The organism is Hyphomonas sp. ske169 (genome assembly GCF_056850855.1).
In genome coordinates, this window is the sequence record NZ_CP096146.1 from 1725367 (window position 1) to 1742936 (window position 17570).

The 17570-nt window shown below is 55.2% G+C and carries 18 protein-coding genes; 10 read left to right on the forward strand and 8 right to left on the reverse strand.

Annotation, left to right across the window (positions count from 1 at the left end; translation table 11 throughout):
• Nucleotide 1: 1 nt before the first annotated feature.
• Together MY069_RS08325 and ettA are read right to left on the reverse strand one after the other, a co-directional pair.
• Nucleotides 2–1624, reverse strand: a complete 1623-nt coding sequence (locus MY069_RS08325) for an amidase (RefSeq protein WP_482796614.1) — start codon at nt 1622–1624, stop codon at nt 2–4.
• Nucleotides 1625–1668: 44 nt separating this feature from the next.
• Nucleotides 1669–3333, reverse strand: a complete 1665-nt coding sequence (ettA, locus tag MY069_RS08330) for an energy-dependent translational throttle protein EttA (RefSeq protein WP_482796615.1) — start codon at nt 3331–3333, stop codon at nt 1669–1671.
• Between the two features lie 84 nt (nt 3334–3417).
• Between ettA and MY069_RS08335 the strand changes: the two genes are divergently transcribed.
• Nucleotides 3418–4152, forward strand: a complete 735-nt coding sequence (locus tag MY069_RS08335) for a hypothetical protein (RefSeq protein ID WP_482796616.1) — start codon at nt 3418–3420, stop codon at nt 4150–4152.
• 9 nt (nt 4153–4161) lie between these two features.
• Here the strand turns inward: MY069_RS08335 and MY069_RS08340 are convergent, their stop codons facing one another.
• A complete protein-coding gene (locus MY069_RS08340) occupies nt 4162–5097 on the reverse strand; it encodes an MBL fold metallo-hydrolase (RefSeq protein ID WP_482796617.1) in 936 nt (311 codons plus the stop codon).
• Between the two features lie 159 nt (nt 5098–5256).
• On the opposite strand from MY069_RS08340, the gene MY069_RS08345 reads away from it, so the two are divergent.
• The 6 genes from MY069_RS08345 (at nt 5257) to MY069_RS08370 (ending at nt 11528) form a co-directional block, all read left to right on the forward strand.
• A complete protein-coding gene (locus MY069_RS08345; protein ID WP_482796618.1) occupies nt 5257–5868 on the forward strand; it encodes a type III secretion system chaperone family protein in 612 nt (203 codons plus the stop codon).
• Between the two features lie 148 nt (nt 5869–6016).
• Nucleotides 6017–8242, forward strand: coding sequence for a S9 family peptidase (locus tag MY069_RS08350; RefSeq protein ID WP_482796619.1), 2226 nt, complete (start codon nt 6017–6019; stop codon nt 8240–8242).
• Between the two features lie 4 nt (nt 8243–8246).
• Nucleotides 8247–8678 carry a hypothetical protein gene (locus tag MY069_RS08355; RefSeq protein WP_482796620.1) on the forward strand — a complete coding sequence of 144 codons (432 nt, stop codon included), beginning with the start codon at nt 8247–8249 and terminating at the stop codon, nt 8676–8678.
• A gap of 5 nt (nt 8679–8683) precedes the next feature.
• Nucleotides 8684–9250: an NUDIX hydrolase gene (locus tag MY069_RS08360; protein WP_482796621.1), complete on the forward strand. Its 567-nt coding sequence runs from the start codon at nt 8684–8686 to the stop codon at nt 9248–9250.
• 62 nt (nt 9251–9312) lie between these two features.
• Nucleotides 9313–9735, forward strand: coding sequence for a DUF1330 domain-containing protein (locus MY069_RS08365; protein ID WP_482796622.1), 423 nt, complete (start codon nt 9313–9315; stop codon nt 9733–9735).
• Nucleotides 9732–11528, forward strand: a complete 1797-nt coding sequence (locus tag MY069_RS08370; protein ID WP_482796623.1) for a carboxylesterase/lipase family protein — start codon at nt 9732–9734, stop codon at nt 11526–11528. Before MY069_RS08365 ends, MY069_RS08370 begins: the two co-directional genes overlap by 4 nt.
• On the opposite strand, the gene MY069_RS08375 is transcribed toward MY069_RS08370, so the two are convergent.
• The 3 genes from MY069_RS08375 to MY069_RS08385 all read right to left on the reverse strand — a co-directional run bounded on the left by MY069_RS08375 (nt 11487) and on the right by MY069_RS08385 (nt 13681).
• A complete protein-coding gene (locus MY069_RS08375) occupies nt 11487–11954 on the reverse strand; it encodes a GAF domain-containing protein (RefSeq protein ID WP_482796624.1) in 468 nt (155 codons plus the stop codon). The genes MY069_RS08370 and MY069_RS08375 overlap by 42 nt on opposite strands.
• 62 nt (nt 11955–12016) lie before the next feature.
• The gene (locus tag MY069_RS08380; protein WP_482796625.1) at nt 12017–12760 is read right to left on the reverse strand and encodes a type I pantothenate kinase; all 744 of its coding nucleotides are present in this window, start codon (nt 12758–12760) and stop codon (nt 12017–12019) included.
• Nucleotides 12761–12808: 48 nt separating this feature from the next.
• The gene (locus MY069_RS08385) at nt 12809–13681 is read right to left on the reverse strand and encodes an alpha/beta fold hydrolase (protein WP_482796626.1); all 873 of its coding nucleotides are present in this window, start codon (nt 13679–13681) and stop codon (nt 12809–12811) included.
• A 111-nt stretch (nt 13682–13792) separates the two neighbouring features.
• Here MY069_RS08385 and MY069_RS08390 point away from each other — a divergent pair, with 111 nt between their 5' ends.
• Complete coding sequence (locus MY069_RS08390) at nt 13793–14716, forward strand: Hsp33 family molecular chaperone HslO (protein ID WP_482796627.1); 924 nt, start codon at nt 13793–13795, stop codon at nt 14714–14716.
• Here the strand turns inward: MY069_RS08390 and MY069_RS08395 are convergent.
• Together MY069_RS08395 and MY069_RS08400 are read right to left on the reverse strand one after the other, a co-directional pair.
• On the reverse strand, nt 14713–15018 hold the full coding sequence (locus MY069_RS08395; RefSeq protein WP_482796628.1) for a helix-turn-helix domain-containing protein: 306 nt from the start codon (nt 15016–15018) through the stop codon (nt 14713–14715). The two genes, MY069_RS08390 and MY069_RS08395, sit on opposite strands and share 4 nt — an antisense overlap.
• Before the next feature lie 75 nt (nt 15019–15093).
• Entirely contained in the window at nt 15094–15597 is a 504-nt protein-coding gene (locus tag MY069_RS08400; RefSeq protein ID WP_482796629.1) for a hypothetical protein, read from the reverse strand.
• 347 nt (nt 15598–15944) lie between these two features.
• On the opposite strand from MY069_RS08400, the gene MY069_RS08405 reads away from it, so the two are divergent.
• Nucleotides 15945–16415 (forward strand): MarR family winged helix-turn-helix transcriptional regulator, encoded by a 471-nt coding sequence (locus tag MY069_RS08405; RefSeq protein ID WP_482796630.1) that lies wholly within the window; start codon nt 15945–15947, stop codon nt 16413–16415.
• Nucleotides 16416–16427: 12 nt separating this feature from the next.
• Entirely contained in the window at nt 16428–17522 is a 1095-nt protein-coding gene (locus tag MY069_RS08410; protein WP_482796631.1) for a DUF3137 domain-containing protein, read from the forward strand.
• The last annotated feature ends 48 nt before the right edge of the window (nt 17523–17570 follow it).

Genomic DNA, 17570 nt, shown 5'->3' on the forward strand with positions numbered 1-17570 from the left:
ATCACTTCGCCTTCATCGCCGCAGCGATTTCAGGCCGCGCTTCGGCATTTGGCAGATATTGTGGTTCCACCCGCAAGTTGCTCGCCTGTTCAAACGCATAGCCCCAAGACAGGATGTCCGCGTCGGCATCTTTGGCGCCCATAATCGAGAACCCAATCGGCACGCCATGCACGCTACCCATGGGCACGGTGATATGGGGATATCCGGCAATAGCGGCGAGGTATCCTGCGCCAGCCCAAGCTGGCCAATTATCGCCATTCACAGGATCAATCCGCGGGCTGAGTGGGCCTGAGGGTGAGACCAACATGGCGACATCATAATCGCTGAGCAATTTATCGATGCCATTCTCGCGTGACGCTGATTGGATATTCGCGACCGCCGTCAGATAGGCTTCGTCCGTAATCGGACCCATAGCGTCAGAGGCGTCAAAAAGGCTTTGATCAAAGAGCGCCAATTCAATCTCTGCATTCGCAGTATTGAAGGCAATCAAATCCGTCAGCGTTCGTGTCGAGACGGTCTCTGGCGTCGAAGCGAGATATTCATTCAATGTGTGCTTGAACTCGTATTGAAGCACAGAGAGCGCATCGCCCCAAAAATTCTCCGCGTCAGGCGCGAAAGACTCGATTTCGACCAGGATCGCACCCTGGGCTTCGAGAATTGCGAGCGCTGCGTTGAACTGGCCTTGGATGTCGGCGGTTTCGCCTTGCGCGAAGCGCAACACGCCCACGCGCTGACCAGACAAGCTCTCTGCATCCAAGGCAGCGACATAGTCGGTTTTCGCCGCACCGGTCGCCATCGCATCGAGCATCATCGCTGATCCCATGACCGATTTGGTCATCGGCCCAGCCGTGTCCTGGGAGGAAGAGATCGGGACGATATAGTCCTGTGCCACAAGGCCAACGGTCGGTTTGAAGCCGACAATGCCGTTCACATTGGACGGACAAATCACTGAGCCATTGGTTTCAGTGCCTACAGTTCCCGCGGCCAGCGAGGCAGCAGCGGCAGCGCCCGAGCCGGAACTCGATCCACATGGGTTTCGGTCCAGCATATGCGGATTGCGCACTTGGCCGCCGAGCGCTGACCATCCGCTCATCGAATCATTAGAGCGGAAATTGGCCCATTGGCTGAGATTGGTTTTGCCGAGAATAATCGCGCCTTGCGCCCGCAGACCTGCCACAAGTGGACTATCGCGCCCAGTGACATTGTCTTTCAGGGCAAGCGCCCCTGCGGTTGTCGCAACGGGGTCGAGGCTCTCAATATTGTCTTTGAGCAAGATCGGAATGCCGTCGAGTGGTCCGAGCGCTTCACCCGCGGCGCGGCGGGCATCACTGGCTTCGGCATCGGCGAGCGCATTCGGATTGAGCGCCAGAACCGATTGTAGCGTGGGCCCACTGCGATCCACCGCATCGATCCGGTCTTGATAGGCCGTGACCAACTCAACAGATGTCAGGTCTCCAGACGCCAGCGCTCCGGACAGTTCTGGAAGGGTTTGCGCGAGCAAGGCAGACGGCGTGTAGGACATGTCCTGTGTCTCCTCAGTGACAGTGTCGTCAGAGTTTCCAACTTCGACAACGCAAGCCGCGCACATGGCGACAAGCGCCGCGCCCATAAACAGGTTTCTCATTTCCAACGCCTCCAATATCTGGTGACAGACTTAGCGCATTTGTTCTAGCGCTCAAACTTCTTGAATTTTACGCGCTTTGGCTCAACCGCTTCGGGGCCGAGGCGGCGCTTCTTATCTTCAAGATAAGAGCTGAAATCACCTTCGAACCATTCGACATGGCTGTCGCCTTCAAAGGCAAGAATATGCGTCGCCATCCGATCTAAGAACCAGCGATCGTGCGAGATCACCACGGCGCAGCCTGGGAAGCTCTCAAGGCCTTCTTCGAGCGCTTGCAGCGTCTCAACGTCCAGGTCGTTGGTCGGTTCGTCGAGGAGGAGCAAATTGCCACCCTCGCGCAGCATTTTGGCTAAGTGGACGCGGTTGCGCTCCCCGCCTGACAGTTTGCCGACCGGCTTTTGCTGATCGGTCTTCTTGAAGTTGAAGGCGCTGACATAGGCGCGCGAATTCATCTCGACATTGCCGAGCTTGATAACATCGAGCCCGTCGGAAATCTCTTCCCAAACATTCTTCTTATCGTCGAGCTTATCCCGGCTCTGGTCGACATAACCGAGCTTCACGGTATCGCCGAGTTCGAGCGTTCCAGCATCCGGCTGCTCTTGCTCGAGGATCATTTTGAACAGCGTCGACTTACCGGCGCCATTCGGCCCGATGACACCAACGATACCGCCCGGTGGCAGTTTAAAATCGAGGTCTTCGATCAAGAGGTTATTGCCGAAGCCTTTGCGCAGCTTTTCAGCTTCCAAAACCTTATTCCCAAGGCGCGGCCCAGGGGGAATGCGAATCGTGGCGTTAGAGACGGTTTCCCGCTCCGCTTTATTGGCCATTTCCTCATAAGACGCGATCCGCGCTTTCGACTTGGCTTGGCGAGCTTTCGGGCTTGAACGGACCCATTCGAGTTCCTTGGCGAGGGCACGTTGGCGGCCTTTGTCTTCGCGGGCTTCTTGCTCCATCCGCTTGGCTTTTTGCTCCAGCCAGGCCGAGTAATTGCCTTCATACGGAATACCGCGGCCGCGATCGAGTTCGAGGATCCAATCGGTGATGTCATCCAAGAAATAGCGGTCGTGAGTAACCAGGATCACGCAACCTTTGAAATTGATCAGATAGTTTTGCAGCCAGGCGACGGTTTCGGCGTCCAAATGGTTGGTGGGTTCGTCCATCAGGATCATGTCAGGGCGCGACAGAAGTAGGCGACAAATCGCGACGCGGCGGATCTCACCACCAGAGAGCGCTTTCACATCGGCCGTGTCTGGCGGGCAGCGCAAAGCTTCCATCGCCATTTCGATTTTGTTGTCGATATCCCAAGCGTCAGCGGCGTCGACTTGCTCTTGCAGCGCCGTCATCTCTTCCATCAGCTCATCGGTATAGTCTTCGGCGAGCTTCATAGAGATCGCGTTGAACTGATCGAGCAGCTGCTTTTCTGGGCATTCAGCGGCGACATTCTCAAACACAGAGAGATCCGGATTGAGCTGTGGCTCTTGCGGCAGGTAGCCGACTTTAATGCCGTCCGCCGCCCAGGCTTCGCCATTAAACTCGGTTTCAACACCGGCCATGATTTTGAGCAGCGTCGATTTACCGGCGCCGTTCACCCCGACCACACCAATCTTCGCATCCGGCAAGAAAGAAAGGTGAATGTTCTCAAAAACCTGCTTGCCACCAGGGTAGGTCTTTGAGACGCCCTGCATGTGATAAACATATTGCGGTCCGGCCATGCGGTGTGCTCCAAATTCGATAAATTTTGCCGTGTGTTACTCGCGCTCTAGAATAGTGCAAGAGGCAATGGGGGACAGAACCGGATGCTCGAGGATAAAGAGACGCCTCCCGCGCTGCAGAAGCCGGACTTTGATTCACTGCTTGCTGATCTATTTGGCCTGAATATTCGAGGCGTGAAGACGCTCTATGACTTATTCAGACGCCCGAAAGCCGTGTTTGAAAGCGCCCGCGTATTCGATTGGCGCAGCAAATACACACCCACCCTGCGCCTAGCCTTTTCGATCCTGACCGTTTTCAGTCTTTTGAGTTTTTTCTGGGCCGCTGAAGACGGTGTTCTGTACCAAACTCTTCTCTCTCAGTTTTCAGCCATCCTGGGCGAAGATCATAATGCACCATCGCTAAGGCAGAGGGTTGATACGATCTTTGCAGGATACAATTTCATCTATCCATTCGCCTATATGCTGGTGCATGGTCTTGTCGGCTCGATGCTTTTCTTTTGGGGGAAGGGAACGTCTTGGGTGGCGCGGCTGAGGCTTTATTTTGCAGTCATCTCCGTGGGTCTCGTCTTGTCGGTCGCATCGGTCATTGTGATGCCATTAATCTCATCGGAGACGTTCTGGGTGTACTCGCTGGTTGGGCTGAGCCTCAATATGCTCGCTTATATGCTAACCTACGCACGCGGGATGCAGGGCCGACTATCCATGACCAGCCTAATCATTAAAGCCCCTCTGATTGCCGTGATTGTGACGGTCGCAGATATTATCGCAGCGACCGCCTCTGGCACTGTCGCCGAACTTTGGAGTGCGGGACAATTTTAACCGCCCGGTTTAGTCGGCCGCGAGAAATGAAATCCCGTCCTTTTCGGCAGCGCTGACCATCCAAGCGCGATCATGCGCGGGCAGGACGGTTAGATCGGGTTCCAGCATAATCATGTCGTGCAGGGCGCGGACTTGTTCTTTGATCGCTTGGCGGTTCTCGTAATTCGGACGGAAGACCAGATATTGGGTCAGTACAGGCCGGGTCTTCAGTGCTTCAATCGCGGCCATATTCCAGACAATATCGCCGATCAGCAGAATCTCTTCGCCATTTTGGAGCGTGATAAACACATTTTGACTGCCAGGCGTATGCCCTGCGGCGGGCACGATAACGATGCCCGGCGCGAGCGTCTCGACTTGGCCCGACAAGCGCGGCGATAGATTGGCAAGCGCGGGGTCTAAGGTGCCATCAGCGAACAGCGGAAGCGCTTCAATCTGCGGCGCGTTTAGCACCAAGTTTGGCGCCAAAGCAGCAGGATCGGAATGACGCGCAATCGCCATGACGTGATCGAGGTGCTCATGGGTCATCAGTACGTGTTCGGCGCTCAACATATTCGCCAATAGCGTTTCATACGCCGCATCGCTGAAGCGCCAATCGGCGGCGGATTGGGTCATGCCTTCGGCGGTCACCCGGTCGACCGCCCCACCAACAATCAGGCTGCGATCAGGATAGACGATTTCAACTGCATTATAGCTCATCGCAATTGGTGCGCCGAAGCGGCCTGCTTGCGCGGCAAAGGGCGGCGCCATATCGCGGCCAATTTCGTGAATACGGATTTCCAGTGGCAGGTCAGACGTCGGCGCCGCAGCTTTCGAACGCCAATCGCTAATATCAAAGACGCCCGGTGCCGTCTTGGTCGCGTTCGATCCGCTTAGGATGAGCCACCAAAAGAGTAGGCCGAAGATAAGCGCCAAGACTCCGACGATCCGAATGGTCCACTTTAGCATCTGACACCTCCTATTCTCGGCATCATTAGCACAGTTTGTGAATAATAATCAAATCATTTATTCATCACTATCACGAAGAGATGATCGTTTTGCGAAGAGATGCGAGTTGCCGCCAAGCCGGGGCTGTCTAGGATCTACAGAAAGATCCAAGGAGCCCGCATGTCCTTCAATCGTGTCCCATTTTCCGGATTCATTTTCGCCGTCGCTTTGAGTCTGGCGGCGCCAATCGCTCTTGCGCAAGAGACCGAACCGAACGGTAATTCCGCTCCAGAGGCTGAGCCCGAAACCGAACCGTCCGCAGACGAGGTGCCAGAGACGGTTATCGCCGCAACCGGCCTGCTTGAGATCATCACCGCGATAGATGAAGATGCTCGGCTAACGGGGAACGGCGCCACATTCAGCATAGACGATACAGCCGTCACGCTGGTCTTTGACGTGAATGCAGATCGGATGCGCCTCTTCTCGCAGATTGCCCCCAGCGATGGCCTATCAGGCGCTCAATTGCGGCGGCTTATGCAAGCCAATTTCGATACAGCTTTGGATGCGCGCTATGCGGTGGCCCAAGGTCAGCTTTGGTCTACCTTCATGCATCGTATGACGACGCTGAGCCAAGAGGATTTCGTTTCAGCCTTGGCGCAGACAGTAACGCTGGTGAAAACCTATGGCACCACATTTTCCTCCGGCGCGATGAGCTTTGGCGGCGGTGATTCAAACGCAGAAATCCAGAAATTGCTCGACCGCATTTTGCGGGATGATGGCGAAGATATTTAAGGCGATTAGGAAGAAGGGCTGACAAGCGGAGCGGGGCGGGTTAGCCCTTCTGACTATGTTGAAATCTCTTATGCTTCCGGCAAGCGTGCTGCTGTTGAGCGCATGTGCTGCATCACTCGCCCAAACATCCCCAACCGAAACGAGCGCTATGGTCGACCAAGAACCTCTTACAATCGAACGTCTCTTTGCCAGCCCAAGCCTGTCCGGCCCAACCCCAAGTGGGGTCAAATACAGCCCGGATGGCAAACGGGTCACCTTCCTCAAAGCGCGTGAGGATGAAGGGGACCGATATGATCTCTGGCAGTTTGATGTGGCAACTGGCGAGCAGAGCCTGCTGGTCGATTCCAAGATCCTTGAGCCAGAAGAGGTTGAGCTTTCTGAAGAAGAAAAGGCCCTTCGAGAACGCAAGCGGATTGCTGGTCGGAAGGGCATTGTTTCCTATGATTGGGGCACAGCGGATACAATCCTCGTCCCGATTGGCGGCGACCTCCACTTGGTCACGCTCACCGCTTCAGGCCCAGAGGCGCGCCAGCTGACCGATACCGATGCATTTGAGTATGACGCAAAGGTCTCTCCTGGCGGCGGCTATGTCAGTTTTGTCCGCGATGGTTCTGTCTATGCGATTGATCTGACCAGCGGCGACGAACGGCTTCTGACCCCGCTTGCGGAGCCTGAAAATGCGATCGCTTACGGGATCGCTGAGTTTGTCGCGCAGGAAGAGATGGACCGCTATACCGGCTATTGGTGGAGCCCAGACGACCGGTTCATCGCCTATACGAAAGTCGATGAGAGCACCGTCGATATCATCCCACGCTTCGATATTGCCGCCGAAGATGTGACCGTCATCGATCAGCGCTATCCGCGCGCTGGACGCCCAAACGCGATTGTGGATCTATTCGTCCGCAATATGGCGACCGGCGAGGTGACAAAAATCAATTGGCGCCGCGAAGATTGGGGACCCGCGACAGATCAGTATCTCGCGCGAGTCTATTTCCGCAATGGCCGCACGGGCGGAGAGAATCTGTTCATTGGCCGGATCAATCGTGATCAAACTGACTATGATATCACCACCATTAGAATGCCCGCAGATGGCGAGGCGATGGCAACCGATCCCGCTTATGTATTCACTGAAACCCATGAGACCTGGATCAATCTGCAAAGCGATTTCAGCACCGCTGCCTTCATGTACACACTCAGCGCCGAGCCGCCAGGCGGGCATCGCCAAATCCTCGCCAGCCGAGCCGATGGACGCGAAGAATTTGTGCCGCTCACGCCAGAGGGGTTCACAGTCGATAGCATCGCCGGGGTGATTGAGCCGGCCGAGAAAATCTTCTTCACCGGCTTTGGCGACACACCGTTGGAGCGCCATCTTTACAGCATCCCAATAGATGGCGGGGACCCCTCGCGGATCACCGAGGCGGGGAAATTCTGGGCCGTGACCCTGGCGCCCGATGGGGAAAGTTTTGTCGGCGTTAGTTCCAGCCCCACCCAGCCGTCACAAACCGGGCTTTATCGCGCCGATGGATCGCTGATAACATGGATCGAGGAAAACAAGCTCGATGAAAGCCATCCTTATGCGCCCTATCTCGCAAACCATACGGTGCCGGAATATGGGACGCTGACGGCTGATGATGGCCAAACGCTTTACTATTCCATTCAGCTGCCGCCGGACTTTGATCCAAACCAAACCTATCCGGCTTTGGTTGAGACTTATGGCGGACCGCATGCGCAAACCGTCAATCGCAATTGGGAACGTTTGTCGGATCAATTCTATAGCCGCCAAGGTTATGTCGTCTTTCGACTCGACAATCGCGGCATGGCCAATCGCGGACGCCAGTTTGAGGATGTGATCTATCGCCAAATGGGGATCCCCGAAGTACGCGATCTGTTGGTCGGCGTGGATTGGCTGAAATCTCAGCCCTTTGTCGATAGCGACCGAGTCGGCATTCAAGGCTGGTCCTATGGCGGCTACATGACGCTGATGACGATCCTACAGGCGCCTGAGAACACGTTCGCCGCGGCTGTCGCCGGTGCACCGGTGACCGATTGGGCGCTCTATGACACGTTCTATACCGAGCGCTATATGGACACCCCCCAGGACAATGCCGAGGGCTATGACGCTTCTTCCGTCTTCCATCATCTCGAGAAACTCGAAACCGAGCTGCCAAACTTGATGCTCATCCATGGCATGGCCGATGACAATGTCACCTTCGACAATACCACGCGCCTGATGGCGGAGCTGCAGCAGCGCGGCATTGTCTTCGAATTAATGACTTATCCCGGCCAAAGGCATGGCATTCGTGGCGAGGCCTTAGGCACGCATTTGATGAAGACACGGATGAGTTTTCTGGATCGGCATTTGAAGAAGGAGTAGGACAATGTTGCGATCGATTGTGGGGACGATCGTATTGATTCTATTGGCGAGCACAGCCGATGCCGACAATTTATTCTGGGTGAAACCCATCCAAACGCTCAAGGATGTCCCACTCGTCGTCACGCCTGAATCGGCCTCCGACACTCATGGAGTCAATGAGCGGCAATTCGCGTCGAAAGAGTCCGCCATCGAAGCGAGAAATAAGATCTGTGTGGAGCAAGGCGGCGCAATCGAAACTTGCCGATGCCGTGCGGAAACGGCTTCAGAAGTCATGAACCAAGAGGATTTCAGCGAAGAGACCCAATATCTGTTTTCGGGTAACCAAAAGAAGCTCCAGGAGTTCCAAAACCGAATGCTCGCGCAGCAACCGGAGCGCTTGTTCGAGCTGGGCAAAGCCTTGGCCCAATGCCCGGCAACCATCAAGAAACTGGAATAGTAAGAGTGATCAAACCCTGGAAAATTCTGGAAAGCAAACAGACCTTCCGCGATCAATTTCTGGGCGTCCGGACGGATAAATGTGTTCGGGCGGACGGTCATGTGGTCGAGACCTATCACGTCATCGAGCAAACCCCATGGGTGACAATCATCCCGGTGACCGACGCTGGCAATGTCGTGCTTGTGCGAGAATATCGTCATGCTGCGCAGAAGATCCTGACGGCGTTTCCTGGCGGGGTTTCTGATCCCGGTGAGACCGATTGGGAAGCGGTTGGGCGGCGCGAATTGGTCGAGGAAACTGGCTATGAAGCGCGCGACATGCGTCTTGTCGGCCGCTGCTGGCCGAACCCAGCCACACAGGACAATGAGATCTTCTACTATCTGGCGCTGGGGTGCACTCCATCAGCGCAGCAATCGCTTGATCCGAATGAAGAGATCGAAGTGCTCGAAATGCCCTATTCTAAATTCCTCGCCTATGAAGAGTTCGAGGTCCAACACGCCCTCCACTCTGCAGCCTTGTTCTATGCGGAACGCTATTTTCTCAAACATCCAAATCTGCGCCCTAACGCGTAGACAAGCTTGCAAAGCGAAGGCGCTCAACGACTAATATCGTCAGTCCATCTGGAGGAGATTCCATGCCAGCGTTTCAACCGACCGCCGATCAGTTCCGAGCCTTTCGAGATGACCCGCATGAGGGGCCCGTTAGCCAAATCAATTTACTGAAATTCCGCGTCAAAGCCGCCTATCAAGAGGGTGACCCCGAATATGGCGAGGTTTGTTCAGGCGAGACCGCTTATATTCGCTATTCGGAAGCCTTCACCAAAGCAGCGGCCGAAGTCGGCGGCACGACCAGCTTGCTCGCCACCACGGAGCGTTATTTCATTGGCGGCGGCAATTGGGATTGTGTCCTGGTGAACTCATTTCCTAGCCGGCAGGCCTTTATCAAAACCCTCAATCATCCAGACTATAAATCAATGTCTCGGCACCGCGACGCAGGACTGTTATGCCAGGACCTCATCGTGACTCGGCCGCTTTGGTTGCATGGAGAAAAGACATGAAATGGATTCTGATCGCCCTCGCAGCCATCATTGCGCTCGCCGCAGCAGCCTATGGCGGATTGATTTGGATGATCACTAAAGCGCCGCCGCCACTTGAAAAAGGCGCCGTAATTTCGCTCGACCAAGGGCAAATCCAAGCAGGCATCGATCCCAACAATGACCAAATCATCCAAGTCAATGGCATTCCCTTCGCCGCCCCGCCTGTTGGCGACCTGAGATGGCGCGCGCCTGAACCGGCTTTGTCATGGGACGGTGTTCGCGACGGCACAGTATTTGGCGCCGAATGTATGCAAGCACGCTCGGGTAGCGGCGAGTTCCTGAATGATCTTTTAAACGGCATGGGCCTCAACGCTGTGCAGCGCCATTTGGCAACTGTGGCGTTGCAGAGCGGCCCACCGCCGGAAGAGAGCGAAGATTGTCTGTTCTTGAATGTTCGGACGGCAAATGCCGGCGGGTCTGAGTTGCAGCCGGTCATGGTCTGGATCCATGGCGGCAGCCACCAAACCGGCGCCGGCTCGCAAAGCATCTACCAAGCCAATCAGTTGGTCGAAAACGGCGTCGTCTTGGTGACGATTAATTACCGGCTTGGGCCATTTGGCTATATCGCCCACCCTGCTCTAAGCGCCGATGATCCGCGCGGCGTCTCCGGCAATTACGGCCTGCTCGATCAAGTCGCCGCGCTTGCCTGGATCAAAGACAATATTGCTGCCTTTGGTGGCGATCCAGACAATGTGACCATCTTCGGTGAAAGCGCAGGCGCGCAATCTGTGACCGAGATTATGTCGACGCCTTTGAGTGAAGGCCTGTTCCACAAAGCGATCCTGCAGAGCGGGGCTTCAACCTATAATGCCAACGGTCTGACCACTGCGATTGATGGGCGATTGACCATGCATGAAGCGGGCATGGAATTCTTTGACGGCATCGCCGCCGCGGATGCCAGCGCCGCCGACCTGCGCGCCATTCCAGCCGCAGATATTGTGGCCCACATTCCAAACAAGATGCACCTCGGCGGATATGCTCTGCCGACGGTTGATGGCGTGGTGATCCCACAGCTGATGGGTCAAGCGATTAGAGATAATCAAATCCATAATGTGCCGATCCTTGCCGGCTACAATGCGGATGAAGCCACGTTGTTTTATCCAAGCATGCAGATCCCAACCGTGCTGGCGCCAGAATTCCCTGATGCTTTGGAAGATCGGCTGGCTTTATTGCGAGAGCTCTATGGCGATGCCGATGCTGACGCGCTGATTGAACTCTATGGGCTTGATGATCCGGAGACTTATCAGAACGCCGAAACGGACATGTTGGGCGATGATTTGTTTGGCGTGCATATGCGCTTTCTGGCGCGCGCAAACTGGCTCAGCGGCATGCCGACTTATCTCTACCATTTCACTCGTGTGTCGCCGTCGAAAACCCAAACCATTGGCGCCTTCCATGCGGCTGAAATCTTCTTTGTGTTTGGCTCCCATAGTCCACTCGCCGGGCTCACCGACGAGGATGAAGTCCTGACCGAAGCGATGGGGCTTTATTGGACGAATTTTGCCAAGACCGGCGATCCGAATGGCGACGGCCTGCCGGTTTGGCCAATCTATCATCCGGTCGAAGATCAGTGGATGACGTTTAACCCATCGATTGAAGCCAAAACCGGGGTCCGCGCTGAAAAGCTGGACATTATGGAACGCCAATTGTTCAGCCGAATCGAGACTGCTATCCCTCAAATCACGCCGCCAGTCGAGGCGCCAGTGCTGGCCTCAAGCGGTGAGGAGGGTCCGGCAGATAGCCTCCAACCCTAACCGGTCTGTCTCATCAAACGCATCGGCCTGCTCGCTGTCGACATCTAGAACGGCAGCGAGCGAGCCACTGGCATCAAACACAGGCACCACGATTTCCGAGTTGGTACGACTGTCGCAGGCAATATGGCCCGGAAAGGCGTGAACATCCGGAACGATGATGCTCGCTTTGCGGTCCGCACAGGCCCCACACACGCCCTTGCCAAACGGGATGCGCAGGCAGCCTAATGTCCCTTGATAAGGTCCAACCACCAATTCTTCCGGCTTTAGCGGATCAACCACATAATAACCGGTCCAGAAAAAGCGTGGGGAAAAGGCTTGCGATAGCAGACAAGCCGCACTGGCATAGCGTGCAGGGATATAAGTCTCGCCCGCAACAACGCTATCGATTTCATCCTTCAGATCTTGATAAATCGCCGCGCGATCCATGTCTCACCTCTTCGAATTGAAGCGCCCATATCGGTCCCGTGAGCAGAGTGCGCAAGGCCTCGTCAGCTGCGTGACCATCGGTCATGGGTTATGGTGATGGCGTGGTCAGCATCCTTTTTCACCACAAGGTCGGCATGGTCGCGCATCGGCAGGATATGGTTTTCCAAGTTTGGCAGATTGATGCCGGCCCAAACCGATTTGGCAAACTCGATCAGTTGCGGCTCGCTCATATGTCGGAATTGGGCGTAAAAGCTTGTTGGGTCATGCTCGGCCGCGTGCCAGAACCGCAGAAACCGCTCAACATACCAGGCTTCGATGTGATCGATCTCTGCATCCAAATAGATCAGAAGGTCAGGTTCATTGTCCGACCCTTGGCCCGTGCGCGGACGAAATCCTAAGCCTTCCAAAATCACGATATCTGATGGGGCCACGGTTCGGGTCAGATCGGGTTCTGGGTCGAACGTGATATGGCTATAGCCCGGAAAGTCCGTCGGCGCCGACCGGACAGACTCAATCGCTGCCTGCATCGCGGCATAGTCATAGGTTTCCGGAAAGCCTTTGCGTTCGAACAGCCCGTTCTCGCGCAGATACTCGGTCATAAACAGGAAGCCATCGGTTGAAACGGCTTCAACGTTTAGCGGCGGCTCGAGGCTTTGCTCCAGATGGCGCGCCAATGTACTTTTGCCCGACGCGACCGACCCGGTGAGCCCGATGATCAGGCCGGAGTCGGCGGCATGAATGTCATGGACGCGCTGGGCCAGCGGCTCGATCCCAACAGTCATGGGGATGATAGGATCCGTGCTCATAAAAGGCTCCACATTACTGACGTCCCATCGTCTCTAAGACGGGAGACCTTAGCTGCCAAGGAAGCCTTCAAGCTGGGTCATGAAATCTTCGAACTGATCATGGTGCAGCCAATGCCCCGCCTCCTCGATAAGGCTCACACGCGCGTTCTTGAAATGACGCGCCCGGCCATCTTCTGCCGGGTTAGACGCCCAACTGTTGGCGCCATAGACCAGCCACGTCGGACAGGTGATTTTGGTCCACAGCTCAACGAAATCGTCATGACTTATATCTGCTGGCGATCGACCCATCCCCGCGGGATCATAAGCCCAGCTAACGGTTCCATCCGCATTCACTTTGACCCCAGTTTTGGTCAAATGGTGGATCAGATCATCAGGCAGATGTTCAAACGCCGCCTTCATGCGGGCTTCTGCGGCAGCAAGATTTTCCATGATTCGCGGTCCGCGGTCTGAAAGCGAACGACGCTGTTCGATCCAATTGGTCAGGCGCTCTGTCAGCGGCTGCGATTGACGCTCGACCAGCATTTTCGGCGACGGTCCCAAGCCTTCAATCGCGATCAGCTTCTCAATTCGGTCTGGAAAAAGGCCAGTAAAGCGCAGTGTTATGTTCCCGCCCAAGGAATGTCCAAGCAGCGTGAACCGGTCAAATTCTAAATGGTCCACCAGGCTGGTGAGATCATACACATGATCCATCACGCCATAATCACCATCGCTCACCCAATCGCTTGTGCCGTGTCCACGTAGATCAAAAGCGATAACGCGATAGGCCTTGGCGAGGCGCGCAGCGACGCGATCCCAGCTGCGCATTTGATCGCGGCCACCATGAACCAAAACAAGCGGCGGCGCCGAACGGTCTCCCCACTCGGCATAAGAGAGCGTCAGGCGTTGCGAGGTAAAGGTGTCGGATCGGTCTGGTGCAGTCATGCGGCTTAGCTAGTGTGCGTTGCGCGGCCTGGCGACCCCTGCTGCCGCAGAAACCTTGTAAGATACACACAGGCTTGCCACATGGCGCCGTTCGTTTCTATGGAGAGCGCCATGACGCAAACAAATGTTCCAATGGATGATTTTGTTGCTGGCTTCAGCCCGCAAGGCTTGCCCGTGCGCGGACGCATCATTCGCCTATCAGAAGGCACAATCTCTCCAATCTTGAAGCGCCATGCTTATCCTGAGCACTTAGCCGAAATCCTCGGTGAAGCCGTGATGCTGTCGGCCTTGGTCGGCTCAGGCATGAAGTTTGAGGGCAAGGTCCTCGCTCAAGCCGAAGGCGACGGCCCGGTTTCAATGCTGGTCGGCGAGTACACGAAATCCGGGGGACTGCGCGGCTATGCGCGACATGAGCCGGAGCGTTGGGCGTGGCTGAATAAGGTCAATAAAGGCGACAAGCCGCACATGCCGCAACTGTTTGGCGCGACCGGACGGCTCGGCTTGATCATCGTCTATGAGAATACCGACATGAAGCCCTATCAGGGTATCGTACCTTTGGCGAAAGGCTCACTGGCGCAATGTGCGGAAGATTACTTCAATCGCTCTGAACAAGTTGAAACCAAGATCCGGCTCTCCGTCCATGTTGATGAAAGCGGATCCTGGCGAGCTGGCGGGATGATGATCCAGAAAATCGCCGGCGACGACGCGCGCGGGGATACCGAAGAGGGGTGGCGCGAAGCCGAAGCTTTGTTCTCCACCGTAACCGATGAGGAGCTGACAGATCCAGCGCTTCCGGCATCGGATCTCGTCTATCGCTTGTTCCATGAAGGTGGGGTCGCAATGGACAGCGATGCGCAGGCCTTAGATGATGTCTGCACGTGTAATCGCGACCGATTGGTCGGCACGCTGCAAGGCATGGCAGATGAGAGCCTGCGGGAAATGGTCGAGCCAGACGGTACGCTCAAAGTCGACTGTCAGTTCTGCTCACGAGACTACATTATCCCCATCGACGAAGTGACCCGCGCCGCGAATTAAGCCGCGATTGCGGTTAACTCAGCGAATTCTTCGAGAATTTGAGCCCCTTCAGAGGTGAAATTTTGGAACTCAGATTTCACGGGCTGCAGCTTGCTGGGCGGCGCGCCAAAGAGTTTATTGATCGTCCGATTAAAGTTTGGCTGGGTTGAAAAACCCCATCGTTCCGCCGCTCGCCGGAGGGCGCCGCGAATCTTTGGCGGTGCGGCAATCTCTATAATCGCGCGCACAGACCGGCGCTGCGTGATATAACTCCGCACCCCATCATAGCGCTGAAACATGCGGTAAAGGGATGCCCGAGACACGCCGAAAGCCTGCAAAATCGTTTCCGTAGAGAATTGAGGGTTTCCAAGATTTTGCTCGATATAGACACAGATCTTTTAGAATAAGACTTGTCGCAGTTGCGCACGCACATCGCTGCGTTGCGGATGCACACCCAAATTGATTTTGAGAAGCGCTTGAAACCGCTCCACAATCTCAGGCGGGATGAAGCCATGATTTTGGACGAGGGCCGTGTAAAATTCTGTCATAGACTCATGCAGTAGGCGGGCAATCGGCGTGTCGGCTGCGATCACACGCTCGCAAATTCTCCAATCTTCCGGAATGTTCAGTTCAGCTCGCGAAACGAATAGCTGCTGTACACGATAGGCGCTCGTCATGCTTTGCAAAGGGTGCCGGTGATCCATGACATAGATTGGACCTGGCATACGATGGATGATGGACTCTTCCGAAATGCCGTATTCTCCACCCGTGATGAAACGCGTAATCTCAAGCAAATGCCCGACATCTTGGATTTCTTTCTGCGTGCGATTTCGAAATATCGGTGTATTCTCAGCATGTGCAGCGACAAAGCTTTGGGTTTGCCACGCATGTACCAATGTCATCCTGTTATCAAAGGCCTTTTGCGTCGGACGTGCCCGGAAATAGGGGGAGAGAAATGAAGTATACTCCTCGGCGCAAACCCGAAATGTTGTCGAGGCAACCTCTAGCCCTGGCTCTGTCTCATGAGGTGCTGCTTCTGACATTGGCCGCTCCGTTGATATTGTCTTGGTGTTTCAAATCCAAAAAATGGAACACGGGTCATTTGTCATTGTCCTGACGTCTCAAACTTTAGGCAGATCTTTTGCGGGCAAGATCGAATTCCGTGCTTGCTGTTGCGCGATAATTTCGTGACAAGACAACGTGTTCAGGTCTGGCGGATAGTGCTAGAGCAATCTTCGTGGAGGACTACATGAGCGACCAACCTGCCCTCAGTCTAGATGGATTTCTGCCCTATCGGCTTTCTGTTCTATCAAATGCCGTCTCGAGCAAAATTGCGAAAATCTATGAGCAAGAGTTTGAGCTTTCGGTCTGGCAATGGCGGATTATTGCTGTGCTGGGCGAGCGCGAAGGCCTGACCAGTACCGAGGTTGCGCAACGTACCCTCATGGACAAACCGACCGTCAGCCGGGCTGCGGCCAGCCTGATCGAACGCGGCATTCTTGAGCGAAATATCGACTCCGATGATCGTCGGCGTGCGCCCATGCGCCTGACCGATGAAGGCAAAGCAATTTATGCTGCCGTCATCCCGCGGGCGATTGAAAGCGAGCGGGAACTTCTAGACGCTGTGAGTGGGGAAGAAGCTGAAACCCTGCACCGTTTGCTGACCAGATTGTCAGGCGTCGTCTCCCCCGATAGACCATTATGGGGCGACGACGAATAAGAGGGATCGGCTATGTCGAGCGGCATCACTGACGCGATTTTTTCTGCACTGGTTGCACAACGGCCCGAATTTAAGAACGCGATGAAAGTATGGACGGATGTCCTGGAACCCGCGCTGGCACAGCGCGAGACCGAACGCCGATCGATCATCTCTAAAGCTCGCAATCGGACTCTATGGTTGGGGCTGATTGTCGGTGCGGCCGCGCTGCTGATTATTTTCGCCACCCGCGGCGCTGGCTTGATCTTCGTGATCTTTGCCGCCGTCGCTGTCACAGGCATAGGCAGCGCCGCTTCCTGGATTCCACTGTTTCGAGTTAAATCAGAAACCAAACAATTGGTTGTCGGGGCAGCCGCAGAATCGTTCGGATTCAAGTATGAAACCCTGCATCCTGATGTCAGCGGAATTTCGGATTGGAAGTCCGCGGGATCTTGGATCTCCTCCAATGCGCTAAAATCAGGCGGCGCCAACAAATTATTCACCGTTGCGACCGATGGCGATGCGCCAACCCCCGCTTTTGACACGCTTAGAGAGTCTAAATTGCTTCCAGGCTATGATGATCGCAAATTCGAGGATCTGATCGAAGGCGATCGTGCGGAAACCCACTTCTCTTTGGTCGAATGCAAACTCACCGAAGAACGCGGGTCGGGGAAAAACCGGCGGACGGTCACGGTCTTTCAGGGACTTTTATTTCACATTCAGTATCCCGAGCGCTTTCTTGGGCGGACTTTGATAGCGCGCCAGGGCTGGTGGAAAGGCTTTTTCGGCGACAAGAGTCTGCAAAAGGTCGACTTGGTCGCGAAAGAACTCGAAGATAATTTTACCATCTATTCTGACGATCAAGTCGAAGCGCGCGCGCTTTTGACCCCTGACCGCATGGAGCGATTGATCGCCCTTGAGCGGCATTTCAAAGGCGGGAAACTGCGCGGCATCTTTGAAGGCGACCATCTCACGCTGGCTCTGGAAGCTGATGACCAATTTGAAGCCGGGTCGGTCTGGAAGCCACTGGTCGATCCGGATCGCTATATCAGCGCGCTGACAGAGATTGGCTTGGTCTGTGATGTCATCGACGGTTTCCTCACCCGCGAATGGGTGAAGGACAAACTTTAGTAAACTCGATTGGCATAAAAACCCGCTCGCCCCGCCATACGGCCCTGG